Genomic DNA, 23,664 nt, shown 5'->3' with positions numbered 1-23,664 from the left:
CCCGCCGCCCGCTGCCCGCTGCCCACGCCTCACGGACTCAGCGGCCTGCGGGGGAGCGGAGAGGAGTAGACGATGCTGGTGGTGACCGGGCCGAGGCCGGAGATCCGGCCGGCGACCTCCTCCAGGTGCGACATCGAGCGTGCCGCGACCTTGAGGACGAAGCAGTCGTCACCGGTCACGTGGTGCGCCTCCAGGATCTCGGGGGCCGCCTCCAACAGGTCGTGGAACGGCTTGTAGTTGCCGTGCGGGTAGCGCAGCCGGATCAGCGCGAGGATGGACTTGCCGAGCTTCTCCGGGTCCACCACGGCGGTGTAGCCGGTGATGACGCCGGCTTCCTCCAGCCGCCGCACGCGTTCGGTGACGGCGCTGGCGGACATCGAGACGGTACGGGCCAGATCCGCGAAGCTGGCGCGACCGTCGGCCTGGAGGGCCTGCAAGATCCGCCAGTCGGTGGCGTCGGGGGAATGGTCGCTCATGGCGCCTGTATAGCAGGGGATTCCCCGGTGGAACACGGGGAAGGCCGGGGAAATCCACTTCCGGGGCCTTCGGGTAGCTCGTAGATTCTGAGCCATGACGACGACCCAGGTCCAGCCCACCGCAACCGCAGCCCCTGCCTCCACTGCAGCCCCCGCCAACCCCGTGCTCCGGGTGCCCCCGGCCAGTCCGGCCGCGGCCGCCGCCTACTTCTCGGCGAGCCTCGCCTTCCACGCGGACGTGTCCGACGTCGCCGCCGCCTTCAAGACCCACCGGGAGCAGGGCGCCGAACTGGGCTTCCAGCTCATCGACTCCCGCTCCACGCCCTCCTGGGACCAGGCCCGCGTGCCCGGTGCGATCCACCTGCCCACCGCGCTCATCCCCGAGCAGGCCGAGCGGCTCCTGGACAAGGACGTCCCGGTGGTGACGTACTGCTGGGGGCCCGGCTGCAACGGCGCCACCCGCTCCGCCCTGGCCCTCGCCGAACTGGGCTTCCGGGTCAAGGAGATGCTCGGCGGCATCGAGTACTGGATCCGCGAGGGCTTCGAGGTCGAGACCTGGCAGGGCAGCGAGCAGCGCGCCGTCGCCGACCCGCTGACCGCGCCGACCGACTCCGACGACTGCGGCTGCTGAGACCGCCGACCGGGCTGAAACACCACGGCCGTTGACGCCGCAGCGGTGGCCGGACGGCCCCGAGCGGCGGGCCGCTCGCCCCACGGGGGAGGCGAGCGGCCCGTCCGTACGGGCCGGCTCCGGTCAGAGCCTCGACAGCTCCTCCACCAGCGCGTCCAGGCCGAGCGAGCCCTGCGACAGCGCCGCCATGTGCCACGCCTTCAGGTCGAAGGAGTCGCCGTGCGCGGCGCGCGCGTTGTCCCGGCCCAGCAGCCAGGCACGCTCGCCCAGCTTGTAGCCGATCGCCTGCCCCGGCATCGACAGGTAGCGCGTCAGCTCGCTCTCGATGAAGTCCGCCGGCCGGCCGCTGTGCAGGCCGAAGAACTCCTGCGCCAGCTCCACCGTCCAGCGCTCGCCCGGGTGGAACGGCGAGTCCGCCGGGATCTCCAGGCCCAGGTGCATGCCGATGTCCACGATGACCCGCGCGGCGCGCATCATCTGGCAGTCCAGGTAACCCAGCCGCTGCTCGGCGTCCCGCAGGTAGCCGAGTTCGTCCATCAGCCGCTCCGCGTACAGGGCCCAGCCCTCGCTGTTCGCGCTGACCATGCCGACGCTCGCCTGGTAGCGGGAGAGCCGGTCCGCCACGTGCGTCCACTGGGCGAGCTGGAGGTGGTGGCCCGGAACCCCCTCGTGGTACCAGGTGGAGACCAGGTCGTACACCGGGAACCGGGTCTGGCCCATGGTCGGCAGCCAGGTGCGTCCCGGGCGCGAGAAGTCCTCGGAGGGGCTGGTGTAGTACGGAGCCGCCGCGCCGCCCGAAGGGGCGATCATGGACTCCACCTTCTTGACCCGCTCGGCGAGTTCGAAGTGGGTTCCGTCGAGGTTCTCGATGGCCTCGTCCATGATGCCCTGGAGCCAGGCCTGCACCTCCTCGACGCCCTCGATGTGGGTGCCGTGCTCGTCGAGGTGCTTGAGGGCCTCCCAGGGGCCGGCGCCCGGAAGGATCTTGGCCGCCTCCGCCTTCATCTCGGCCAGCAACCGGTGGAACTCCGCCCAGCCGTACGCGTAGGCCTCGTCCAGGTCCAGGTCGGCGCCGTTGAAGTAGCGCGCCCAGCGGGCGTAGCGCTCGCGGCCCACGGTGTCCGGGCGGCCCTCCACGGACGGGGCGTACACGTCGCGCATCCAGTCGCGCAGCTCCATGACGGCGGCGGTGGCCCCGGCCGCGGCCTTGTCCAGCTCGGCGCGCCGGGTCTCGGGGCCGGCGGTGACGAAGTCACCGAAGAAGTCCCGCTCGCCGTCGGTGTCCTGGCCCGCCCAGGTGGTGAGCTGGCCGACGAAGGTGGCGGTCGCGCGGGGGCCGGCGTACAGACCGCGCTCCAGGCCGAGCGCCAGGCTCTCGCGGTAGCCGGCGAAGGCCTCGGGAACCGCGCGCAGGCGCTGGGCGATCGCGGCCCAGTCCTCGTCGGTCTCGGCCGGGGTCAGGGTGAAGACCTCGCGGACCTCGTGCGCCGGGGAGTGGATGTTGCTGACCGTGCACAGGTCCTCGTCGGCCTCGTATACGGCGAGCTCCGCCGTCAGGCGCTCGCGCAGCAGGCGGCCGCAGCGCCGCTCGGCTTCGGAGTCCGCGCCGGGCAGCCGCTCGGCGGCGTCGAGCCGCGCGAGGGTGGCGCGGGCGAGGTCGGCGACGGCCGCGCGGCCGGCCGGGGAGTAGTCCGGGAGCTTGCCGGAGCTGGCGGTGACCCCGAGGTAGGTGCCGATGACCGGGTTGAGGGCGATCAGGTCGTCTACGTACGCGTCTGCGACCTGGCGGGGAAGCCTGGTGGCGCTGTCACTGTGGAGGGTGTCTGACATGCGGCCATCTTCGTACGGGGGACCTCCCCGCGTCATCAGCGTTCGCTCTGGGCCTGCTTACGGGGGAAGGCGGACCGAAGGCGGACCCGGGTTGCCGAGGGTCCGCCTCCACGCGGTGCCGCGCCGCCGCTCAGCCCCGGTGGCGCGTCTCGTACGCGGGCCGCTCGCGCGGGACTTCGTACGGGAGCCGGGAGGTGACCGGTGTCGCGTCCAGCCGCGCCGTGATCACCAGGGTGCCCTCCTCGATCTGGTAGTCGAGGGGCAGGCCGAGGCCGCGCATCGCGGCGACCATGCCGGTGTTGGCGGCCTGGGTGACGGCGTACACGCTGTCGCAGCCGGCTTCGACGGCCATGGCGATGAGGCGGCGCAGCAGCTCGGAACCGATGCCCCGGCGTTGCCAGTCGTCCTCGATGAGCAGCGCCACCTCGGTCTCGTCACCGTCCCACAGCAGGTGGCCGAGGGCGACGAGCTTGCCGGACGCGGTGGTGGCGGCGAGGGTACGGCCGAAGCGGGGGCTCAGCAGGTGCCCCAGGTAGCGGTCGGCGTCGGCGACCGGGCCGTGGTAGCGCAGGCCCAGCGTCCGCTCGGAGCAGCGGTCGTGCATGGCGCGGGCGGCGGCCCGGTCGGAGCCGTCGGCACGGCGCACGGTGATCTCGTTGCCCTCGGGCAGCGTCAGTACGTCCTGGCTGCGCGGTACGCGCGGGCCCAGGCGCGCGTCGAGTTCGACGAGGGCCCGGGCTCGGGCGAACTCGGTGGGGGTGAAGGGCAGGTAGGGGCGTTCGACGGTGATGGCCCCGCCCGACGGGTCGCGCAGCCGCATCACCGTCGCCTCCAGGACCCCCTCGACCGGGGCGTCGGCGCCCGCGTTGGGGCGGCCGGAGAGGGTGGTCGCGGGGATGGAGTGGATGGTGCAGCGACCGAGCAGCTGGCGCAGGGCCAGGGGGAGTTCGGCGGCGTCCAGGGCGGTGCGGGTGGCGAGGCCCAGTACCCGGGTCGGGGTGTCGACCAGGTCGTGGGCGTCGGCGCGCTCGATCCAGGTACTGCGGCCGCCCGCGCCGGCGATGGCCCGGGTCAGGTCGGCGGAGGGCAGCTCCTGAGGGGCGCGGAGCAGGAACTCGTCGACGGTGCCGCCTTCGGGCAGCGGGTGGGTCTGGAGGGTGAGGATGTCCACGCCGTTGTGGGCGAGGGCCGAGCAGAGCGCGGCCAGGCTGCCGGGCTCGTCCCGTACCGTCGTGCGCATCCGCCACAGGGCGGCCGCGGTCGTGGTGGCCGTCGTGGCCGTGGTCCTCGTCGTCGTGGTGGCGGGCGTCGCGGTCTTGCCGCCCGGGTCGGGGTGGGCCGGGTCCGGCGGCGGCGCGTGGCTGTGGCGGCGTGCCCACCAGGTGTGGAACGCCGCTGTGACCAGCAGTGCGACGGCCGAGGCCACCAGCAGGACGGGGCCCCTGGGGCCGTGGGCGACGAGGTTGGCGATGCCGTCGGCGACCGCGACGGCGCAGAACAGGGCGGCGAGTTCGACGAGGTCACGGCGCCAGTGGTGGCGGTGGGGACGCTGGGCGGAGGCGGGGTTACGGTCAGTCATGCACACCACTGTGGCGCAGGGGTGTTGCGTGATCACGAACGATCTGTGACCGACTGGTTAAGTGTCGATCCGGTGGATCTGGCCCCCATGGCTGGTTTGGCCGGTTCGGGTGAGCTGCCCGTTTGGGGTCGGTTTCCCGGGCTGGTTTCCCGGGCTGGCTTCCCGAGTCGGTTTCCCGGGCCGGGGCCGGTGCCGGCGCGGCTGTCCCGGCCCGGGCCGTGGTGCCCGTCGTGGGTGCGGGCCGCTACGACTGTCCCACGCGCCCCGGCTGGAGGGTCGTGGTGAAGAGTACGCCGCCTCCCTGGCGGCGCAAGCGGACGGTGAGCTCGCCGCTGCCCCCGTCGATCGACACCTCTCCGTAATACGGGGGGTTCTCCGCCGGCGACATGTTGGCGATAGGCGCGGACTGGACGTACGCCGTCCGCGGGCCGAAGGTGGCGTCGAGCCGGCCGGCCGGGAAGCCGCCGGCGCCGATGGGGCCCGAGACGAACTCCCAGAACGGCGCGAAGTCGGTGAATGCGGCCCGCTCCGGCGCGTAGTGGTTCGCGGCCGTGTAGTGGACGTCGGCGGTGAGCCACAGGGTGCCGGTGATGCGCTGGTGCTTGATGTGGCGCAGGAGTTCGGCGATCTGGAGCTCACGCCCGAGCGGTGCGCCCGGATCGCCCTGCGCGACCGCCTCGAAGTTCGCGGCGCCGTCGGGGACGACGATGCCCAGCGGCATGTCGGCGGCGATGACCTTCCAAGTGGCGCGGGAGCGGGACAGCTCGCGCTTGAGCCAGGCCAGCTGCTCCGCACCGAGGATGCCGATGGGATCCTCGGTCTGCGTGCCGGGGGAGTTGGCGTCACGGTACGTGCGCATGTCCAGGACGAACACGTCGAGCAGCGGGCCGTACCGCATCACCCGGTACATCCGGCCCTCGGCGCGGCCGCCGCGCAGGTCGGTGACGGGGAAGTACTCACCGAAGGCCTGCCGGGCCCGCCCGGAGAGGGTGTCGACGTCCTTGACGGTGTAGCGGGGGTCCTCGATGAGCTGGCCCGGGTACCAGTTGTTGCGCACCTCGTGGTCGTCCCACTGGGCGAGCACCGGCACCTGGGCGTTGAACTGCCTGAGGTTGTGATCGAGCAGGTTGTAGCGGAAGTTCCCGCGGAACTCGGCCAGTGTCTCGGCGACCTTGTCCTTCTCCGCGGTGGTGACGTTGCGCCACACACTGCCGTCGGGGCGGGTGACGGAGGCCTGGATCGGGCCGTCCGCGTAGATGGTGTCACCGCTGAACAGGAAGAAGTCCGGGTCGCGCAGCCGCATCTCCTCGAAGACCCGGTACCCGCCGAGGTCGGGATTGATGCCCCAGCCCTGGCCGGCGAGGTCCCCGGACCACAGGAAGCGCACGTCGTCGCGGCGTGAGACGGGTGTGGTGCGGAAGGTGCCGCGGACCGGCTCGCTCGTGCGGCGCGGGTCGGCGGGGTCGGCGAGCAGCACGCGGTAGTGGATCTGGCGTCCGGGAGGCAGGTCGCGCAGCGAGGTGGTGCCGGTGAAGTCGGTGCCGGGCCCGAGGAAGGGGCCGTCGTGGCGGCGCACGCCGTAGCGGAACGATTCGCTCGGGGACGTCTCGACGTACATCCGGGCGGGGCGGTCGGAGCGCGTCCAGACGGTCGCGGAGTGGGCGGTGACCTCGCCGGACTGGGTGCCCCAGAGCGCGCTCGGCCGACCGGACAGGGCGAGGGCCGGTGCCTTGCGGGCGGCGGCGAACGCCGGTGCGGCGAGCGCGCCGGACAGGGCGAGGCCGGCCGGGACGGCGAGTGAACCGCCGAGCAGGGACCGTCGGGTGTGCGGCGTGGGTGCCATGGTGCGTCTCCAGGGACCGGCGGGGGGTGGGCCGGACCAGTGTGCCGACGCACACCGGCCCGGCCGCGTCGCCCACGCGAACCGCGGGTGAACACCCGTCAGCCGATCACCGCTTCCGCGGGCACGGGGGAGGCGGTTCGCGCCGTGTCGAGGATGACCCGGGCGACGAGTGCCGGATCGTCGTTCATCGGGACGTGGCCGCATCCGGGCAGCCGGACCAGGCGGGCGCCGGGGATGGCCTGCTTCGCGCGGACGCCCTGGCGGCGCAGGAGCAGCCGGTCGCGGTCGCCCCAGGCGATGGTGACGGGCAATCCGGGCAGGTCGACGGTGAACCGGACGGAGACGCCCGCCGCCAGCGTCTCGTCGAAGCCGGTGGCCCCGCGCAGGGCCAGCGTCTCGGCGACCACGGCCTCGGGGGAACGGCGCGCCGGGCGGGCGTAGATGCTGCCGGTGAGCGCCGCCCGGCCCGGGGCGGTGAGGGAGAGCCGCTCCAGCGCGGGGCGGGGCAGCGCCCGGGCTCCGGTGCGCATGGCGCGCAGGGCGGTGAAGGCGTAACGGCGCTCGGCCGGCGACCAGAATCCGGCGGGGGACAGGGCGGTGACCGAGCGGACGAGGCCGCCGCGGGCCATTTCGAGCGCGAGCAGACCGCCGAGTGAGTTCCCTGCGACGTGCGGGCGCTCGACGCCGAGCGCGGAGCAGAGGGCGCCGAGGGCCGGGGCGACGGTGGCCAGGTCGTAGGGGACGCCGTGGGGCAGCGGGCCCGAGAGGCCGAAGCCGGGCAGGTCGATGGCGATGACGTCGTGTTCGGCGGCCAGGACGTCGGTCACCGGATGCCAGGCCTGATGGTGGTGGCCGATGCCGTGCAGGAGGAGAAGCGGTTCGCCGGCGCCCTTGCGCTCGTAGGCGACGGTGGCGGTGCGCGGGCCGTGCGGCGAATCGATGGGGAAGGAGACCGTGGCGGTCATGCTGCTCCTCGTCGGGTGGACGCGTGTGAGACAGGCTGTCAGTAATGACTACCGCTCAGTAGGTGCCGAGGGCAAGGCGCCGCGGCGCGCTCTTCCCCTCACGCCACCTCGCGAGCGCACACGTCACGCGCCCGGCGCTCCGGGAGGAACATCATGTGAACGGCTTACTACATATGCGCCACATACGCCCGATCTGCCCGGGGTAGCGGCGAGCATTGGTCTTGACCAAGGTGGTGCGCCGTCCTATCGTCGCCAGGGATAGTGCAGGAACCTTTAATAAACAAAGGCGCGGAACTGCGGTGCGGAACTGCCGCTGGAATACGGCGTGCAGCGATTGCAGGAGGAGTCAGGGTGGGGACCACGCAGCTCGAATCGGTGCCGGAGCCGAAGTACTGGCACCTGAAGACCGTTCTCAGCGAGGCGCTGGACCAGGACTTCGCCGTGGGTGAGGTCCTGCCCAACGAGCGCGAGCTCGCCGCCCGCTTCGGCGTCGCCCGCGCCACCCTGCGTCAGGCGCTGGAGCAGCTGGAGCTGGAAGGGCGGCTGCAGCGGCGCCGGGGCGTCGGCACCACCGTCGCCCCGCCCCGGGTGGGCGTCGCCGTCGGCAGTACGGGCCACAGCTGGCCGGGGGAGAGCGGCGACGGCTGGGAGAACGTGGACGCGGCCCTGGCCGTCGCGCCCGCCTCGGTCCGTACGCTGCTGGCCGCCGGGCCGGGCTTCGCCGCCGACCAGCCGGTGCACACGGTGCGCCGGACCCGCGTCACGCAGGGGCAGGTCGTCGCGGCCGAGCTGCTGTACGTGCCCGCCGGATCCGTGCCGGGCCTCTCCGCCATCGACGCTCCGGCCGGCCCTGCGCGGGCCCGGGCGGTGCTGCGGGAGCTCCAGCGGCTCACCCTCGACGGGCAGGACCGCTCGGTGGAACTCGGCTCCGCCCGCGCCGACGACGCCAAGGAGCTGGACCGGCTGCCCGGTGCCCCCGTGCTGCTGGTGACCACCCGCTACTTCACCGCCGAGGGCACGGCCGCCGTCTCGGTGGCCACCTACCGCGCGGACACCTGCCGCCTGACCTTCGGGGACGCCGGAGTCGAAATCGCGGACACCTGCGCCGCCTCCTGACCCACCGGCGGCCCCGGCCTCCCCACTGCCGGCCACCCCGGCCCCACCCGCCCGCGACCGCACCCCGGGCGCCTCGCTCGCCGTAGCCCGGGCCTGACGGCCCTCCGCCCGCAGCTCGATGCCGCGGCAGCTCGCAGCCGGCGCCCTCCGTCGGGCCGCGCGCGTCCGGGCGGGCGCACGCGAGCGCACGGGCACGTGCGTGGGCAGCGGGCATCCGCGCACAGGGCCGGACCATCCGGGCGGGACACGGCGTGTTCCTCGCGCCGTCACCGCCGCTACCCGCGCCGACGCCCGATCGCGATCCGGCTCGGGCTCCGCTCATGCGTGAGGCTCAACGCGAGAGTTGGATGACGGTGCCGGATCCGGCGGCACGACCGTGATGACGGAACGCGAAGGGCTGGCCCTCCTCCAGCGCGACAGGCTCATCGAGCACCACTGTCACCTCGGCTCCGTGAAGCGGCCGGACCGTGTCGGCACCCTCGGGCAGTGTGACCGTGCCCAGAACTGCGGCCGTGCGGGCGTGGAAAAGGAGGCGAGCGCCGGAGACGACCTCCGCACCGCCCTGCTCCTCGGACAGCAAGGTGATGTCGGCAGTGAAGCCGGTATGGGCGCTGACCGATCCTGGTGCCGCGAGCACCTGTCCCCGTTCGACCGCGGCCGCGGCAATGCCACGGAGCAGCACCCCCACGTTCATCTCCGCCCGTGCCTCCCCGATGGACACCCGGTTCCGTTCGATGTCCGCGATGAGAGCGGTCGCGCCGCCACCCGAGCCGATGATCTCCACCGCGTCGCCCTTGCGTACCCGGCCGCGTGCGATCCGACCCGTCGCCATGACCACCCTGCCCTGTTTCAGGCAGAAGACGTCTTCGACGGGCATCAGGAACGGCCTTTCTCCTGCGCCCGCCACTTTCTCACCTGGAGGTCCATCCATGCGTACCCCTGCTCCCTCGTGATCCATGTGGCACCCGCGAACGGGAGTCAGAGGCTAGCAACGACCGCGGGCCGCTCAGCCGAGGAGCCGATGCAGGCATTGCGTCGCAGGCCGAGGAGCGCTCGAAGCCCACCCTCGTCGGCAGCGGCCTCAACGTCCCGCTGTCGGCGAACTGCCCAGCGTGCATAGGTGGAGGTGCCGGAAGATGCCCGGCGTTCTTGCTGCTCGGCGCGTGAGGTCAGAGGGAACTGGTCGGCGAACCAAGGACCTTGCGCGCGGCATCGCGTACGTCCGCGTCCACGTCCGCCGTGAGTCGTCCGAGCGCGGCGCGAGCCTCGGAGGCCGGTCTCCGAGCCAGCGACCACGCAGCCGCGTACCGGACCCTGGGGTCGACGTCGCCGGCACGGGCCACCAGGATGTGGGTGACCGCGTCGTCGCGCGAGGAGTGGAGGGCTTGTACGGCTGCGCTCCTGACCTCGGGCGCAGCATCATCTGTGCCGGCGCTCAAGAGAGCTCGGGCCCGTGTGGGATCACCCGTGCCGAAGACGGTGCCGAGGGTACTCATCACTTCGGCGCGCACGCGCGGTTCGGGGTCTGAAGCCGCGTCAGCGATCAAGGCGAAGTACTTGGTCCCGCCGAAGTCGATGACGCTCACGCCCCAGAGACCGACCAGCCGCTTGCCGGGGTCGTCCGAGGCGATGTACTCCAGGACCAGTTCGAGCGACGTCTCCGGCCAGGCATCGAACAGGTCGAGGACGTCGAGCTGCAACGTTTCCCCGTCGCCGTTGCGATCACTCGCCATTGCGCACAGCAGGGCAGGTAGGGCCTCTTTCCCGCAGGCGCCCGCCAGGATGTGGGCCAGGAGGTCGCGGACGAGAGAGTCGCCCGCGTGGGCGTAACGGGCAAGCCGTTGTTCCAGCTCCGGCCGCAGGAACGCGGCGGCGGGTGTACGCAACTGCTCCACCAGGTCCTCGAACCGGCCGCGCGCTCCCGGCCCGCGCCCGGCGCACGCGTCGAGCCGCGCGTCCCACTCGTTCAGTACACCTCGCAGCGCCGTGCGCTCCGTCCCGTCCCGTGTCCCACCAGCCCCGGTCATGCCGCTCACCCTACGGTGGGAGCCACCGGCACCGGCACCAGCACCGGCATGAGACAGCGGCTGGTTTTCGCGGTCGGCCACGGCTGCCCCGGGGTAGCGGGAGACCCGAGCCGGAGGGGCACGCTCGAGGCGGTCCTCAGCGGCGGCGGGCCGTTACCGTCTTCTCCACCGCGAACAGCTCCTCTTCCACGTGGTCCAGCGCGAGCCGCAGCGCTCCCGTGGCCACCGCCGCCTCGCCGAGCAGCGACAGCGCAACCTTCGGCGGCCGCAGGCAATACCGTTCCAGCTCGCGGCGTAGCGGTTCGAGGACGCCGTCGATGCCGGCCGCCCAGCCGCCGACCACCACCAGCTCCGGGTCCATCGCCAGGACCAGCGCCGCCACGTCGTGCACCAGCCGTTGCAGGAAGCGCTCCACAGCGGCCACCGCACGCGGGTCCCCCCGCCTGGCCATCGCGAACACCTCGGCGACCGCAGGCTCGTCCAGCGGGTGCAGCGGCTCACCGGTGGTCGACAGCAGCCTCTCCGGCGTGGCCTCCCGTCCCAGCAGGTGCAGCGCACCGATCTCACCGGCCGCCCCGCCGAACCCGCGGTGCAGCCGACCGCCGATCAAGGAGCCCGCGCCGGGGCTGAGGCCCGCCATCACGAAGACCATGTCGTCGGTGTCCCGTGCGGCGCCCTTCCAGTGCTCGGCGACCGCCGCGGCGTTGGCGTCGTTCTCCACCTGCACCGGACAGCGGAACGAGCGCCGCAGCCGGTCCCCGAGCGGCAGCCCCGTCCAGCCGGGCAGCGCCGTCCCGAGGCGGACCGTGCCGTCCGCCTCCACGATGCCGGGGCTGCCGACACCCACCGCACGCAGCGAGTCCCGGGGTACGCCCGCACGCCGCAGCAGGTCGGCCACCGCCGCTCGGACCCGCTCCAGCCGCTCGTCGGCCGAAGCCGTCTCGGCGACGTCCTTGGTACCCGCGCCGATCACCCGCCCGTCCAGTCCGGACAGCAGCACGGCGACCCGGTGGGAGCCGATCTCGATGCCCAGCAGGTGACCCGCCTCGGCCCGGAAGCGGAACCTCCTGGCCGGTCGGCCCTGCCGCCGCGCACCCTCCTCGGCGTCTGCCTCGACGACGAGCCCGGCCCCGATCAGCCCTTCGACGACTCCCTCGACGGTCGGCCGCGACAGGCCGGTCACCCGGGTGAGGTCGGTGAGGGTCGGCGACCCGGCCGCCCGCAGGGCGCGCAGCACCACGGCCGAATTGATGCGCCGGAGCAGAGAGGGATCCCCGCCGGTCAGCTGCCCCAACGTGTGTCCTCCCAGCTAGCGGCCCTGTCAGCCGGATCGTACTGCGCCCCTGGTGTGGCGGCGAGAAGCGGCCCCCCATCGGCCGGATCCACGCGGTCGCCTCAGGCGGGGCAGACGAATCCGGACTCGTACGCCGTGATGACCGCCTGGGTCCGGTCGCGCGCACCCAGCTTCGCCAGGATCGCGCTGACGTGGGACTTGACCGTCTCCGTGCCGACGATCAGCTCGGTGGCGATCTCCACATTGGTCAGCCCCCGCGCCATCAGCCGGAGCACCGCCTCCTCGCGTTCGGTGAGCGCGGCCCGCTCCAGCAGCGTCCGGGCCTTGCGGTTGCCGTACTCCGCTGCCAGCGCCCGCACCGCGGCCGGGAAGAGGAGGGTCTCGCCTTCCGCGACGAGCCGTACCGCGTGCACGATCTCCGACGGCCGGGCTCGTTTCAGCAGGAACCCGTCGGCCCCGGCACGCAGCGCCTGGTAGACGTACTCGTCGTTCTCGAAGGTGGTGACCACGAGGATCTTCGGCGGTGCGTCCACGGAGCGCAGCACCGCACGCGTCGCCTCGATCCCGTCGAGCAGCGGCATCCGTACGTCCATCGCCACCACGTCCGGACGCAGTTGCCGCACCAGCGGGACCACGGACGCCCCGTCCGCCGCCTCGCCGACGACCTCGATGTCAGGCTGGGCTTCGAGAACGGCACGCAAGCCCGCGCGCACCAGGGGTTCGTCATCGACGAGCAGTACGGTAACCGGCATCCCGTCAGGGTATTCGCTCCAGCGGAAGCCGGGCGCGCACCCTCCAACGCCCCTCGTGCGGACCGGTCTCGGCCTCCCCGCCGAGCAGTGCGGCCCGCTCACGCATCCCTCGCAGGCCGCTGCCGTTGCCCGTGATGACGCTCGGCCCGTCCGGGAGCGGGTTCGACACCTCCAAGTCGAGCCGGTCCGCGGCCCTTTCGACCCGCACCCGGACGGGTACGGGACCGCAATGCCTCAGCACATTGGTCAGCGCTTCCTGGAGGATCCGGTACCCCTCCCGGGTGACGGGGCCCGGCAATGTCTCGAGCGAACCCCTCAGTCGGACATCCACATCCGCCCCTGAAGCGCGCGCCGACTCCAGGAGCCGGTCCGCCTCGGCCAGGGTGGGACGCTGGGACGGCGGCTGTGCCGACTCCCGCAGGACCAGCAGGACCCGCTCCAAGTCCTCCAGGGCCGCCCGGCCCGTCTCCTCGATCGCGGACAGCGCCCGTTCGGTGAACGCGGGGTCCCCGGCGGCCCGCGCCGCGCCGGCTTGCACGACGGCGACGGTCAGCGCATGACCGATCGAGTCGTGCAGCTCCCGCGCCATCCGGGTCCGCTCCAGCAACTGCTCCGTCCTGGCCTCCAGCGCCGTCACCCGCTCCGCCGCGGACGGCCCCAGCAGTCGGCGGGCGATCGCAGTGATCATCTCGCCGAGGAGCACCACGATGACGATCAGCAGGACCAAGGGAAGCGGTGCCAGCATGGCAGCCGCCCAACGCGGTGGCGTGGGGAACGGCACCGCGTGGTCCGCCGCCCCCGACGGGTGTCCGACCGCGATCGCGATCAGCTGGAGGCTGAGTACCGGCAGGGCGACGGTCGCGAACATGGCGGCGCCGGCGACGGCCAGCCGTATCTCCAGCCACAGAAGGGTCCGCCACCGGTCGGCCCAACGCGCCGAGGGGGCCGCGGTGATGCCCGCGACGGGCGAGTCGTCCTCGTCCGGAGCCAGCAGGAACCGGGCCTGCAGGCCCTCGGCCAGCCGGACCCACGGCACGAATCCGAAGGGGACGACGATCAGCAACGGCACCCACGGCCTGTCGGGCGAGATGAACATCCAGATCGCCAGCAGCAACAACGGAACGCACAGATGCAGCCAGCGGGAGTACGTCACCGCCTGGAGCGGTGCGCGGAGCAGTCGGTACATGGCTTCATCGTGGCAGTTCCCGGGTGCGGGACGTCTCCCCCACGTGGGGGAGACAGCACCCCCGCACGGGGGAGGAGGAGGGCGGGGGACCGCGGTGAGTCTTGAGCCATGAACCGCATCGAGATCCGCGAACTGACCAAGGCCTACGGCACCACACGGGTCGTGGACCACCTCACCTTCGATGTCCTGCCCGGCCGTGTGACGGGTTTCCTCGGTCCCAACGGGGCGGGAAAGTCCACGACGATGCGTCTGGTCCTCGGGCTCGACCAGCCGACATCCGGCGCCGCCACCATCGCAGGCACCCGATTCACCGAACTCCGGCAGCCGCTGCGCCAGGTGGGCGCGCTGCTCGACCCGCAAGCAGCCCACGGCGGGCGTACCGCACGGGATCACCTGCTCGCCCTCGCCGTGAGCAACAGCATTCCGGCGGAGCGCGTGGACGCGGTACTGGAGCAGTGCGGCATCGCCTCGGTGGGCCGCCGCCGGGTGAAGACCTTCTCACTCGGCATGCGCCAGCGGCTGGGCATAGCCGCGGCACTGCTCGGGGACCCGGCGGTGCTGCTCCTGGACGAGCCGGCCAACGGCCTGGACCCGGAGGGCATCATCTGGATCCGGGAGCTGATGCGAGGCCTCGCCGGCGAAGGGCGCACGGTCCTCGTCTCCAGTCACCTGATGGCCGAGACCGCCTCGTTCGCCGACCACCTCATCGTGCTCGGTCAGGGCAAACTGCTCGCCGACAGCCCCATGAAGGAGTTCATCGACTCCCGTAGCTCCCCCCGTGCGCGGTTGCGGACCTCCGACCCACACCGGTTGCGGGAGGTGCTGGCCGACGAGGGCCTCGTGCTCCTGGCCGGCGAGGACGGGTCCTGGAGCGTCGACGGCATACGGGCCGAACACATCGGCGCACTCGCGGCCCGCCACGGGGTGCCGCTGCTGGAGCTGTCCGACGAGCGGGCCTCGCTGGAACAGGTCTACCTCGAACTCACCGCGGGCCGCGCCCAGTTCGTCGCGACGCCCGCCTGATGTCCCGCGATCCCCGATCCCGGTACCTCATTCCTCTACCCCTGCCTTCGAACGGAGCTACCGCCGTGACCGCAGCGAGCCTGCCCACCGTCCCCGTACTGCACTCGGAATGGATCAAGATACGGTCCGCCCGCGCGGCCCTGGGGTCTCTCATAGCCGTGCTGCTCACCACCGCCGGTGTCACCGTCCTCGTCACCGGAGCGCTCGGTGCGGGGCAGGAGGACGCGCTGGGAGACGACCGGCTCGCCGCGGCCTTCTACGGCATCAACTTGGGCCAGATAGCGGCCGTCGCGTTCGGCGCGACCGCATTCGCCGGCGAGTTCCGTGACGGAGCTCTTCGGGTCTCGCTGACCGCCGTGCCCGATCGGAGCCGGCTGTACCTGTCCAAGACCGCAGTGGTGGCCGTACTGGCTCTCCTGGTCGGGGAGATCACCGGTGTGGCGGCCTTCGCCGCCGGACAGTCCCTCATGGGGGAGCGGGCTCTGGGCATGGGTGATCCCGGCGTGCTGCGGGCGGTGTTCGGCAGCGGCGTCTACCTGATGCTGATCGCCTTGCTGTCGGCCGGTCTGACGGCGCTGGTGCGCAGCGGCACCCTCGTGATGAGCCTGCTCATACCCTTCCTGCTGATCCTGCCCTTCGTCATCGGCCAGGTGGCGGGCGGGGCGGGCCAGTTCATGCCCGACCGGGCAGGGCAACTGGTCATGCGCACGGATGCGGAGGGGGCGCTCGGCCCGTGGAGCGGGCTCGGTGTCGCCGCGGTGTGGTCGCTTGCGGCCCTCGGGGCGGGATGGCTGGCGGTGCGGCGCCGGGCGGCGTGACCCAGTACGGCGTGACGCAGGGCCAGTTGTCAGTGCCCGCCGAGATACTGACGGCATGACCACGGCAGAGCATCTCGACACGATCGACCGGCTCCGGGCGCAGGTGTTTCCTCCGGAACCGGTCTGGTTCGGCCGGCACAGCAGTGGACCGGGGTACCACCTGGTCCAGCTCGTGGAGACGCGGGACTTCTGGGAGGACGACGGCTCGGGGCGGATCGAGGCGGCCGACCAGATCAGTGCCGAATACGGGGCGCTGGAGCAGGCGCTCACCGACCGTTGGGGAGAGCCACAGCTCTTCACCCTTGAGGGGACGATGCACCGGGGGCTCGAAGGGGAGGAGATACCGGAACCGTGGGAGGAGCTCAGCAACAGCACCGACCACGTGCACATGTGGCGGGCCGAGGACCGGTGGCTCGTGGCCTACGTCGCCCACTGGGAGGCGGAGGACCCGTTCCGGCTGATGGCGGGCGTCACCGTGATCGACCCGCCGTAGTCGGCCGAGGCGTCAGGCGTCAGGCGCCAGGTGCCCGGTCGGCGGCCTCGGCGGCGGCGCGGAGGCGGGCGTACTCCTCGGCCATGGTCGCTGCCGTCCAGTGCGCATTGAGACCACTGGGGTTGGGGAGGACCCAGACACGGGTGGTTCCGATGGTGCGTTCCTGGGGACCGATCTTGGCCTTCGGCTCCTGGAAGGCGATGCGGTAGGCGGTGACGCCGACCACGGCCAGCCACTGGGGGCGCAGGAGTTCCACCTTGGCTGTCAGGGTACGGCCGCCCTCCCGGTATTCCTCGGCGCTCAGCTCGTCGGCGCGTGCCGTGGCGCGGGCCACGACGTTGGTGATGCCGAGGCGGTACGTCAGCAGCTCTTCCTGCTCGGCGGGGGCCAGCCGGCGCGGGGTGAAGCCGGACAGGTGCAGCACCGGCCAGAAGCGGTTGCCGGGGCGGGCGAAGTGGTGGCCCGTCGCGGCGGAGAGGAGCCCCGGGTTGATCCCGCAGAAGAGCACGCGCAGACCGCCCGCGACCACGTCGGGGACGACGCGGTCACGGGCGGCGTTCAGCTCGTCGGGGGTCAGAGGATCGACCCCGGCGTGTACCCGGCGGCCTCAGGGTGCTGCTTGGCGATGTCCTCGATGCGGGAGATCACCGTGGCGACCTGGTCACCGGCCGCGCCCGTGAAGGACAGCTTGTCGGCCATCAAGGCGTCGAGCTGCGCCCGGTCCAGCGGCATCCGCTCGTCGGCGGCCAGCTTGTCCAGGAGCTCGTTGCGCTCGGCTCCCTGCTCGCGCATGGCGAGCGCGGAGGCCACGGCGTGCTCCTTGATGACCTCGTGGGCGGCCTCCCGGCCGACCCCGGCCCGTACCGCGCCCATCAGCACCTTGGTGGTGGCGAGGAAGGGCAGGTAGCGGTCCAGTTCGCGGGCCACGACCGCCGGGAAGGCGCCGAACTCGTCCAGGACGGTCAGGAACGTCTCCAGCAGACCGTCGAAGGCGAAGAACGCGTCGGGCAGCGCCACGCGGCGGACCACGGAGCAGGAGACGTCGCCCTCGTTCCACTGGTCGCCGGCCAGCTCGCCGGTCATCGAGGCGTAACCGCGCAGGATGACCATGAGGCCGTTCACGCGCTCGCAGGAGCGGGTGTTCATCTTGTGCGGCATCGCGGACGAGCCGACCTGGCCGGGCTTGAACCCCTCGGTGACCAGCTCGTGGCCGGCCATCAGACGGATCGTCTTGGCGATCGAGGACGGCGAGGCGGCCAGCTGCACCAGGGCGGTGACCACGTCGTAGTCGAGGGAGCGCGGGTAGACCTGGCCGACGGAGGTGAAGGCCTGGGCGAAGCCGAGGTGGGCCGCGATCCGCTGCTCCAGGTCGGCGAGCTTGGCGGCGTCGCCGCCCAGCAGGTCGAGCATGTCCTGGGCGGTGCCGACCGGACCCTTGATCCCGCGCAGCGGGTAGCGGGCCAGCAGGTTCTCCAGGCGGTCGTAGGCGACCAACAGCTCGTCGGCCGCGGTGGCGAAACGCTTGCCCAGGGTGGTGGCCTGCGCGGCCACGTTGTGGGAGCGGCCGGCCATGACCAGCTCGGCGTGCTCGCCGGCCAGCTTGCCGAGGCGGGCGAGGACGGCGACCGTGCGGTCCCGGGCCAGTTCCAGGGAGAGCCGGATCTGGAGCTGCTCGACGTTCTCGGTGAGGTCGCGGGAGGTCATGCCCTTGTGGACGTGCTCGTGGCCGGCGAGGGCGTTGAACTCCTCGATGCGGGCCTTCACGTCGTGCCGGGTGACCTTCTCGCGCTCGGCGATGGAGGCGAGGTCGACGGTCTCCAGGACGCGCTCGTAGTCGGCGAGGGCGGCGTCCGGGACCTCGATGCCGAGGTCCTTCTGGGCACGCATCACGGCGAGCCACAGCCGCCGCTCCAGCGTCACCTTGTACTCGGGGGACCACAGGACGGCGAGCTCCGCGGAGGCGTAGCGGCCGGCCAGGACATTGGGGATGCGGGGCTTGGCTGTCACGTGTAGGGATTCTACTTGGGCCGCCGCTGTGCGTTTACGCAGGTAGGGGACCCGTCCCGGATTGTGCCTTGCTACGAGAGCCGGTCGGGCGCCCAGGCCTCGTACGGCAGCAGCTGCGAGCGCTTCGCCGCCCGGCCGTCGCCGGAGGAACGGCCCGTGATCCGGCGGCCGATCCAGGGGAGCAGGTGCTGCCGGGCGAAGCGGAGGTCCTCGGTCCGGCGGGCGGACCAGGCAGGGGCCACCGACGGCGGCAAGGGGGCCCGCCAGTCCTCCTCCGGCGGCAGTCCCAACGCCTGCCAGACCGCCTCCGCGACGCGCCGGTGGCCTTCGGCGGTCAGGTGCAGCCGGTCCACGTCCCACAGCCTCGGGTCGGCGAGGACCGCGGCCCCGTACAGGTCCACGAGCAGTGCACCGTGCCGGGCGGCCAGCTCCTCCAGGATGGCGAAGAGCTCCTCCATCCGCGGGCGGAAACGTTCCATCACCGGTCCGTTGCGGCCGGGGGAGCGCATCAGGACCAGGGTTCCGCAGGAGGGGGCGAGGAGCCCCACGGCCTCCTCCAGGTGTCCGCGCACCCGGCCCATGTCGACCTTCGGCCGCAGCGCGTCGTTCAAGCCGCCCACCAGGGTCACCACGTCGGCGCCCATCCCCGCGGCCAGGGGCGCCTGGTCCCGGGCGATCTGCCCGATCAGTTTCCCGCGGACCGCGAGGTTCGCGTAGCGGAAGCCCGGCTCCCGCGCCGCGAGGCGCGCGGCGAGCAGGTCGGCCCAGCCCCGGTAGGAGCCGTCCGGCAGCAGATCGGACATCCCCTCGGTGAAGGAGTCGCCGATCGCGACGAAACTGGTGTAAGACGCATTCATCTCCATGGCGCAGCGATGCTACCGCGCGGTAGCCCGGTTCCGCACGGCCGTGCGGAACCGGGATCCGGCGGCCGCGCTCAGGCCGTCGCCGGCCTGCCGAAGAGCTCGCGCAGCACGTCCTCCATGGTCACCAGGCCCGTCATCGCACCGTCCGGCCCCTGGACGGCGGCCAGGTGCGTGCGGCTGCGCCGCATGGCGGTCAGTACGTCGTCCAGCGGGGTCTGCGCCCGTACCTGCGCGATCGGGCGCAGCGCGGAGGCCGGGAACGGCTGGTCCCGCTGGGTCACGTCCGCGTCGAGCGCGTCCTTGACGTGCAAGTACCCGAGGATCTTGTGCTGCCCGTCGATCACCGGGAACCGGGAGTACCCGGACGTGGCGGCGAGCCGCTCCAGTGCCGCCGGGGTGATGTCCTCGCGTGCCGTGACCACCCGGTCCGCGGGCAGCACCACATCGGTGACCGGCCGCCGGCCGAGTTCCAGGGCATCGTGCAGCCGGGCGCTCGCCCGGACGTCGAGGAGCCCCGCGGCGCTGGAGTCCTTGACCATCCGGGCCAGTTCGTCGTCGGAGAACGTGGCCGCGACCTCGTCCTTCGCCTCCACCCGGAGCAGGCGCAGGATGAGGCTGGCGAACGCGTTGATCGCGAAGATGGCCGGTTTCAGCGCCCGCGTCAGGGTCACCAGCGGCGGCCCCAGCAGCAGCGCCGTGCGTACCGGCTCGGACAGCGCCACGTTCTTCGGCAGCATCTCGCCGAAGAGCATGTGCAGGTACGTCGCCAGGGCCAGCGCGATCACGAACGAGATGGCGTGCGTCAGCCCGCCCGGCACGCCGAAGAAGTCGAACACGGGTGCCAGCAGGTGGGCGATGGCCGGCTCGGCGACCACGCCCAGCACCAGGGTGCACAGGGTGATCCCCAGCTGCGCCGCCGCCATCAGCGCCGACACGTGCTCGAGGCCCCACAGCACCGCCCGGCCGCGCCGGTCGCCCTGTTCGGCGTACGGCTCGATCTGGCTGCGCCGCACGGAGATCAACGCGAACTCCGCGCCGACGAAGAAGGCGTTGACGACCAGGGTCGCCACGCCGATCAGCAACTGGACCACGGTCATCGCGCGTCCCCCGCATCCTCGTCACCGGCGGCCGCGGGGCGGCGCAGCAGTACGCGGGCCGCCCTTCGTCCGCTCGCGTCCACCACGTCCAGCCGCCAGCCGTCCAGCTCCAGACTGTCCCCGACCTGCGGGATCCGGCCCAGCTCGGTCGCTATCAGCCCGGCCAGCGTCTCGTACGGGCCGTCCGGCACCCGCAGGCCGATCCGGCGCAGCTGGTCGGTCCGCGCTGCGCCGTCGGCCGAGTACAGCTGCCGGCCGGAGGCGTCCGTACCGGCCGGGGCCAGGTCCGGAGTCTCGTGCGGGTCGTGCTCGTCACGGACTTCGCCGACGACCTCCTCGACGATGTCCTCCAGCGTCGCCACCCCGGCCGTTCCGCCGTACTCGTCGATCACCACGGCCATCGTCTGCTTGCCGGAGAGCCGGTCCAGCAGCCGGTCCACCGTGAGCGACTCGGGCACCAGCAGGGGCGCGCGCAGCAGCTGCGACACGGGGTAGCCGTGCCGCTCCTCGGCCGACAGGGCCAGGACGTCCTTGATGTGGACCGTGCCCACGACGGTGTCGAGGCTGCCCCGGTACACGGGGAAACGGGACAGGCCCGTCGCCAGCGTCGCGTTCGCGACGTCCTCGGCGGTGGTCTGCACGTCGAGGGCGGTGACCTGGACCCGCGGCGTCATCACGTTCTCGGCGGTCAGGTCGGCCAGGTTCAAGGTCCGTACGAACAGTTCGGCGGTGTCCTTCTCCAGGGCTCCCGCCTTCGCGGAGTGCCGGGCGAGGGCGACGAGTTCCTGCGGACTGCGCGCCGAGGCGAGTTCCTCGGCCGGCTCCATGCCGAACCGGCGCACCATGTGGTTCGCCGTCCGGTTGAGCTGGCTGATCAAGGGACGGAACGCCCGGCTGAACAGGCGCTGGGGGGTGGCCACGCGCTTCGCGATGGCCAGGGGGGAGGAGATCGCCCAGTTCTTCGGCACCAGCTCGCCCACCACCATCAGGACCACCGTGGACAGCACGGTGGCGAGCACCAGCGCGGTGGAGGAGGCGGCGCCCGGCGACAGGCCCATGGCCTGGAACGGCCCCTTGAGCAGTGCGGCGATCGAGGGCTTGGAGATCATGCCGATGACCAGGCCCGTCACGGTGATGCCGAGCTGTGCGCCCGACAGCTGGAACGTCAGGCTGCGGACGGCGGCCAGCGCGCTCTCTGCCCCCCGCTCGCCGCGCTCGACGGCGCCTTCGAGCTCACCGCGCTCGATGGTCGTCAGGGAGAACTCGGCCGCGACGAAGACCCCGCAGGCGAGGCAGAGCAGCAGCGCCAGGAGGAGCAGGAGCACTTCGGTCATCGGTCGGTCACCTCCGTCCCATGATCGGTCAGGAGGAGGGCTGTCGCGCGACGTCGTCGCGACTGGGACCGGCTGCGGGTACTGGGAGGCTCGCCCATGGGCGGACGCTCACACCTTTCGATCGAGTGGACGTTCCCGGCAATGGTAAAGGAGGGGCAAAGGGAAAGCTCCGTGGTTTCGGCCGGATCCGCCGGATGCTGGGATCACCGTACGGGTGATCTTCATGGCGTTACCGCTTCGGCCGCCGACCCCACCGCCGTGCTCGACTTCTGGAAGGCCGCTGCCGAGGGTACGAGCATCAGCGACGACCCCGCGGGCGTCGAGCGGCTCCACGCCCGCGATCCGCACGCCCTGCTCCCGGCCTTCCGCGACGGCGAACCGGTCGGCACCGTGATCGCCGGGTTCGACGGCCGGCGCTGCCACCTCTAACGGCTCGCCGTGCACCCCGAGCGCCGCAGGCAGGGCATCGGCACGGCGCTGCCGGCCGCCGTGGAGGAGCGTTTCCGCGCCCTCGGCGGCCGGCGTGCGGACGCGATGGCGCTCGACCGCAACGAGCGGGCGCACGCCGCGTGGGAGGCGGCCGCGTACCACCCGAGGGCCGGTGGACCCGAGGGGTCAAGCCGCTGAACGGCTGACACCGGCGGCTCGCCCGACGGCGCTGCGCAGCCGCGGCGCTGCGTGGCCACGGTGCCGGACAGCCACGGTGCTGGGCGGCCACGTCACTGCGCAGCCACGTCACTGCGCAGCCGGTCAGTCGACGCCCCGGCGGGCCGTCCCGAGGACGCAGTACGACGTCGGCAGCGCCGGCCCCCGCTCGGGGAGGCGGAAGGTCCGCTGCGAGACGATCCGGAAACCGGCGGCCTCGATCGAGGCCAGCGGGTCGCGCGCCGTATGGCAGTTGCCGAACAGGAGGGGCCAGACGGTCCGGTCCAGCGTGCGCTGGACGGAGGCCATGCCCGGTCCCGGCGCCAGACCGTGCTCGAAGAAGCGCAGCTCGCCGTCGGGGCGCAGCACGCGGTACAGCTCGGACAGGGCCCGCGGCAGACTCCGTACGGTGCACAGCACCAGGGAGGCGACCGCGGCGTCGAAGGCCTCGCTCTTGACCGGGAGGGCCTCGGCGACGCCGGGCACCAGATCCACCGGCACCTCGGCGCGCAGCGCGGCCGCCGCGGCACGCCGGCGCAGGATGCGCTCCGGTTCGACGGCGACGACTTCGGAGACGGCGCGGGGGTAGTGGGCGAAGTTCAGCCCGTTGCCCGCCCCGATCTCGATGACGCGGCCGGACACCCCGTGCAGGAGCTCGCGCCGGACGGCGGCGATACCGCCCCGCGCATCGGCGGTGGGGCTGACGCGGGCGTAGAACCGGGCGAAGAGGGGGTGGTGGACGGGATCCGAACCGAGGGGTGAAGTGGGCATGGCGGGCCTCCGGGCGGGTGCGACGGGTGCGTGTGCCCTGCCGGGCTGTTCCCCGTCCAGGCGGCCCACGAAACCGGGGGGCGCACGGTACCGGCCGCGACGGTGGGGCAGTTGGGCCGCGTGCGGTGAGTACGCGTACTCATGAACCAGCCTCGGACCGTGCGGATAATCGGATGATCCGGCCCCTGTTGGGGCTGCCTCAGGATGTGGAGACCAAGTGAAGTTCCGCACCGACCTGACCCGCACCGACCTGATCCGCACCGACCTGACGCGCACCGACCTGATCCGTACCGTGCTGCTCGCGACGGGACTGCTCGCGTTGACCGCCTGTGGGACCACAGTAGCCCCGGGCGCCGGTTCGGCAGCGGCCTCGTCCGCCGCTCCCTCCGCGACGGCGAGCGTCGACTACGCGGCGCGGGCCGCCGCCGCGGTGGAGCGCCACGACAAGCTGTTCCCCGAGATCGCCGCCCGGTGCGCGGGCAAGGCCGAGGTCCTCCCGACCCCGGTGGGCACGCCGGCCGGGCTGCCGACGGACCCCGAGGCGCGCAAGTACGCCGAGAACCACGGGTACAAGACCCAGGCCGGGCTCACCCCGGCGAGCCGGTGCCGGGGCGAGGCGCACGCCGAGCGGATCAAGGCGGCGCTGGGCGGTCCCGACGGCAAGGGCACGCCGCGCACCACGGAGGAGCTCCGCAGCCTGCTGACGGGGTTGGGCTACCGGCCGGACGGCAGGGACGTGTACGGGTCCGGCCCGCAGGACCTCGCGTTCGTGCTGTCGGTCCCCGAGAGCGGGCCCTGCGTCACGGGGTACCTGGGCACCCCGGTGCGGATCGAGGCCCACGGGGTGTACCTGGAGGGCGGCTGCCACGAGCCCCGCGGCGGCCACTGACGCCCGAAGTCCCCGTCACGGCAGT

At 72.5% G+C, this 23,664-nt stretch carries 22 protein-coding genes and 1 pseudogene; 7 read left to right on the top strand and 16 right to left on the bottom strand.

Translation table 11 applies throughout. The features are described from left to right. Nucleotides 1–29: 29 nt before the first annotated feature. Entirely contained in the window at nucleotides 30–476 is a 447-nt protein-coding gene (locus OHA81_RS05545; RefSeq protein ID WP_329193335.1) for an Lrp/AsnC family transcriptional regulator, read from the bottom strand. A gap of 94 nt (nucleotides 477–570) precedes the next feature. Here OHA81_RS05545 and OHA81_RS05540 point away from each other — a divergent pair, with 94 nt between their 5' ends. Then, a complete protein-coding gene (locus OHA81_RS05540; RefSeq protein WP_329193333.1) occupies nucleotides 571–1,107 on the top strand; it encodes a rhodanese-like domain-containing protein in 537 nt (178 codons plus the stop codon). 123 nt (nucleotides 1,108–1,230) lie between these two features. Here the strand turns inward: OHA81_RS05540 and OHA81_RS05535 are convergent, their stop codons facing one another. The 4 genes from OHA81_RS05535 to OHA81_RS05520 form a co-directional block, all read right to left on the bottom strand. After that, the gene (locus OHA81_RS05535; RefSeq protein WP_329193330.1) at nucleotides 1,231–2,937 is read right to left on the bottom strand and encodes a DUF885 domain-containing protein; all 1,707 of its coding nucleotides are present in this window, start codon (nucleotides 2,935–2,937) and stop codon (nucleotides 1,231–1,233) included. Nucleotides 2,938–3,067: 130 nt separating this feature from the next. Next, entirely contained in the window at nucleotides 3,068–4,516 is a 1,449-nt protein-coding gene (locus OHA81_RS05530; RefSeq protein WP_329193328.1) for a GNAT family N-acetyltransferase, read from the bottom strand. Nucleotides 4,517–4,760: 244 nt separating this feature from the next. After that, nucleotides 4,761–6,359: an alkaline phosphatase D family protein gene (locus OHA81_RS05525; protein WP_329193326.1), complete on the bottom strand. Its 1,599-nt coding sequence runs from the start codon at nucleotides 6,357–6,359 to the stop codon at nucleotides 4,761–4,763. A gap of 98 nt (nucleotides 6,360–6,457) precedes the next feature. Continuing rightward, on the bottom strand, nucleotides 6,458–7,324 hold the full coding sequence (locus OHA81_RS05520) for an alpha/beta fold hydrolase (RefSeq protein WP_329193324.1): 867 nt from the start codon (nucleotides 7,322–7,324) through the stop codon (nucleotides 6,458–6,460). A gap of 351 nt (nucleotides 7,325–7,675) precedes the next feature. Here OHA81_RS05520 and OHA81_RS05515 point away from each other — a divergent pair, with 351 nt between their 5' ends. Continuing rightward, nucleotides 7,676–8,440 carry a GntR family transcriptional regulator gene (locus tag OHA81_RS05515; protein ID WP_329193322.1) on the top strand — a complete coding sequence of 255 codons (765 nt, stop codon included), beginning with the start codon at nucleotides 7,676–7,678 and terminating at the stop codon, nucleotides 8,438–8,440. 331 nt (nucleotides 8,441–8,771) lie between these two features. On the opposite strand, the gene OHA81_RS05510 is transcribed toward OHA81_RS05515, so the two are convergent. From OHA81_RS05510 to OHA81_RS05490, 5 genes are all read right to left on the bottom strand, one after another. Beyond that, nucleotides 8,772–9,317 carry an EF-Tu/IF-2/RF-3 family GTPase gene (locus tag OHA81_RS05510; RefSeq protein WP_329193320.1) on the bottom strand — a complete coding sequence of 182 codons (546 nt, stop codon included), beginning with the start codon at nucleotides 9,315–9,317 and terminating at the stop codon, nucleotides 8,772–8,774. A 292-nt stretch (nucleotides 9,318–9,609) separates the two neighbouring features. Then, nucleotides 9,610–10,467 (bottom strand): HEAT repeat domain-containing protein, encoded by an 858-nt coding sequence (locus OHA81_RS05505; RefSeq protein ID WP_329193318.1) that lies wholly within the window; start codon nucleotides 10,465–10,467, stop codon nucleotides 9,610–9,612. Nucleotides 10,468–10,603: 136 nt separating this feature from the next. After that, complete coding sequence (locus OHA81_RS05500; protein ID WP_329193315.1) at nucleotides 10,604–11,761, bottom strand: ROK family transcriptional regulator; 1,158 nt, start codon at nucleotides 11,759–11,761, stop codon at nucleotides 10,604–10,606. Between the two features lie 101 nt (nucleotides 11,762–11,862). Then, nucleotides 11,863–12,513 carry a response regulator transcription factor gene (locus tag OHA81_RS05495; RefSeq protein WP_329193313.1) on the bottom strand — a complete coding sequence of 217 codons (651 nt, stop codon included), beginning with the start codon at nucleotides 12,511–12,513 and terminating at the stop codon, nucleotides 11,863–11,865. Nucleotides 12,514–12,517: 4 nt separating this feature from the next. Beyond that, nucleotides 12,518–13,699, bottom strand: a complete 1,182-nt coding sequence (locus tag OHA81_RS05490; RefSeq protein WP_329193311.1) for a sensor histidine kinase — start codon at nucleotides 13,697–13,699, stop codon at nucleotides 12,518–12,520. A 108-nt stretch (nucleotides 13,700–13,807) separates the two neighbouring features. On the opposite strand from OHA81_RS05490, the gene OHA81_RS05485 reads away from it, so the two are divergent. From OHA81_RS05485 to OHA81_RS05475, 3 genes are all read left to right on the top strand, one after another. After that, nucleotides 13,808–14,722 (top strand): ABC transporter ATP-binding protein, encoded by a 915-nt coding sequence (locus OHA81_RS05485; protein WP_329193309.1) that lies wholly within the window; start codon nucleotides 13,808–13,810, stop codon nucleotides 14,720–14,722. 65 nt (nucleotides 14,723–14,787) lie between these two features. Next, on the top strand, nucleotides 14,788–15,540 hold the full coding sequence (locus OHA81_RS05480) for an ABC transporter permease (RefSeq protein WP_329193308.1): 753 nt from the start codon (nucleotides 14,788–14,790) through the stop codon (nucleotides 15,538–15,540). 55 nt (nucleotides 15,541–15,595) lie between these two features. Then, entirely contained in the window at nucleotides 15,596–16,033 is a 438-nt protein-coding gene (locus tag OHA81_RS05475; RefSeq protein ID WP_329193307.1) for a hypothetical protein, read from the top strand. Nucleotides 16,034–16,052: 19 nt separating this feature from the next. Here the strand turns inward: OHA81_RS05475 and mug are convergent, their stop codons facing one another. The 5 genes from mug to OHA81_RS05450 all read right to left on the bottom strand — a co-directional run bounded on the left by mug (nucleotide 16,053) and on the right by OHA81_RS05450 (nucleotide 21,334). Then, a complete protein-coding gene (gene mug / locus OHA81_RS05470; RefSeq protein WP_329202007.1) occupies nucleotides 16,053–16,610 on the bottom strand; it encodes a G/U mismatch-specific DNA glycosylase in 558 nt (185 codons plus the stop codon). Next, nucleotides 16,607–18,040, bottom strand: coding sequence for an adenylosuccinate lyase (gene purB, locus OHA81_RS05465; RefSeq protein WP_329193305.1), 1,434 nt, complete (start codon nucleotides 18,038–18,040; stop codon nucleotides 16,607–16,609). The genes mug and purB overlap by 4 nt, the downstream gene beginning before the upstream one ends. Before the next feature lie 71 nt (nucleotides 18,041–18,111). Further along, on the bottom strand, nucleotides 18,112–18,903 hold the full coding sequence (locus tag OHA81_RS05460) for an SGNH/GDSL hydrolase family protein (protein ID WP_329193303.1): 792 nt from the start codon (nucleotides 18,901–18,903) through the stop codon (nucleotides 18,112–18,114). 71 nt (nucleotides 18,904–18,974) lie between these two features. Then, nucleotides 18,975–20,000: a hemolysin family protein gene (locus OHA81_RS05455; protein ID WP_329193301.1), complete on the bottom strand. Its 1,026-nt coding sequence runs from the start codon at nucleotides 19,998–20,000 to the stop codon at nucleotides 18,975–18,977. Beyond that, complete coding sequence (locus OHA81_RS05450) at nucleotides 19,997–21,334, bottom strand: hemolysin family protein (protein WP_329193300.1); 1,338 nt, start codon at nucleotides 21,332–21,334, stop codon at nucleotides 19,997–19,999. Before OHA81_RS05450 ends, OHA81_RS05455 begins: the two co-directional genes overlap by 4 nt. Before the next feature lie 141 nt (nucleotides 21,335–21,475). Here OHA81_RS05450 and OHA81_RS05445 point away from each other — a divergent pair. Next, a pseudogene (locus OHA81_RS05445) lies at nucleotides 21,476–21,969 on the top strand (GNAT family N-acetyltransferase). A gap of 115 nt (nucleotides 21,970–22,084) precedes the next feature. Here OHA81_RS05445 and OHA81_RS05440 read toward each other — a convergent pair. Beyond that, complete coding sequence (locus OHA81_RS05440) at nucleotides 22,085–22,750, bottom strand: class I SAM-dependent methyltransferase (RefSeq protein ID WP_329193298.1); 666 nt, start codon at nucleotides 22,748–22,750, stop codon at nucleotides 22,085–22,087. Nucleotides 22,751–22,967: 217 nt separating this feature from the next. Between OHA81_RS05440 and OHA81_RS05435 the strand changes: the two genes are divergently transcribed. Then, nucleotides 22,968–23,639 carry a hypothetical protein gene (locus tag OHA81_RS05435; protein ID WP_329193297.1) on the top strand — a complete coding sequence of 224 codons (672 nt, stop codon included), beginning with the start codon at nucleotides 22,968–22,970 and terminating at the stop codon, nucleotides 23,637–23,639. Nucleotides 23,640–23,664: the final 25 nt, after the last annotated feature.

Source organism: Streptomyces sp. NBC_00667 (genome assembly GCF_036226825.1).
In the GTDB taxonomy this organism is placed as follows: Bacteria; Actinomycetota; Actinomycetes; order Streptomycetales; family Streptomycetaceae; genus Streptomyces.
This window is presented reverse-complemented; position numbering and strand designations above follow the sequence as displayed.

Excerpts from the sequence above, each read along its gene's own strand:
- OHA81_RS05545 (WP_329193335.1), bottom strand. The coding sequence starts at position 476 with ATGAGCGACCATTCCCCCGACGCCACCGACTGGCGGATCTTGCAGGCC.
- OHA81_RS05540 (WP_329193333.1), top strand. The coding sequence starts at position 571 with ATGACGACGACCCAGGTCCAGCCCACCGCAACCGCAGCCCCTGCCTCC.
- OHA81_RS05535 (WP_329193330.1), bottom strand. The coding sequence starts at position 2,937 with ATGTCAGACACCCTCCACAGTGACAGCGCCACCAGGCTTCCCCGCCAG.
- OHA81_RS05530 (WP_329193328.1), bottom strand. The coding sequence starts at position 4,516 with ATGACTGACCGTAACCCCGCCTCCGCCCAGCGTCCCCACCGCCACCAC.
- OHA81_RS05525 (WP_329193326.1), bottom strand. The coding sequence starts at position 6,359 with ATGGCACCCACGCCGCACACCCGACGGTCCCTGCTCGGCGGTTCACTC.
- OHA81_RS05520 (WP_329193324.1), bottom strand. The coding sequence starts at position 7,324 with ATGACCGCCACGGTCTCCTTCCCCATCGATTCGCCGCACGGCCCGCGC.
- OHA81_RS05510 (WP_329193320.1), bottom strand. The coding sequence starts at position 9,317 with ATGCCCGTCGAAGACGTCTTCTGCCTGAAACAGGGCAGGGTGGTCATG.
- OHA81_RS05505 (WP_329193318.1), bottom strand. The coding sequence starts at position 10,467 with ATGACCGGGGCTGGTGGGACACGGGACGGGACGGAGCGCACGGCGCTG.
- OHA81_RS05495 (WP_329193313.1), bottom strand. The coding sequence starts at position 12,513 with ATGCCGGTTACCGTACTGCTCGTCGATGACGAACCCCTGGTGCGCGCG.
- OHA81_RS05490 (WP_329193311.1), bottom strand. The coding sequence starts at position 13,699 with ATGTACCGACTGCTCCGCGCACCGCTCCAGGCGGTGACGTACTCCCGC.
- OHA81_RS05485 (WP_329193309.1), top strand. The coding sequence starts at position 13,808 with ATGAACCGCATCGAGATCCGCGAACTGACCAAGGCCTACGGCACCACA.
- OHA81_RS05475 (WP_329193307.1), top strand. The coding sequence starts at position 15,596 with ATGACCACGGCAGAGCATCTCGACACGATCGACCGGCTCCGGGCGCAG.
- OHA81_RS05460 (WP_329193303.1), bottom strand. The coding sequence starts at position 18,903 with ATGGAGATGAATGCGTCTTACACCAGTTTCGTCGCGATCGGCGACTCC.
- OHA81_RS05455 (WP_329193301.1), bottom strand. The coding sequence starts at position 20,000 with ATGACCGTGGTCCAGTTGCTGATCGGCGTGGCGACCCTGGTCGTCAAC.
- OHA81_RS05450 (WP_329193300.1), bottom strand. The coding sequence starts at position 21,334 with ATGACCGAAGTGCTCCTGCTCCTCCTGGCGCTGCTGCTCTGCCTCGCC.
- OHA81_RS05440 (WP_329193298.1), bottom strand. The coding sequence starts at position 22,750 with ATGCCCACTTCACCCCTCGGTTCGGATCCCGTCCACCACCCCCTCTTC.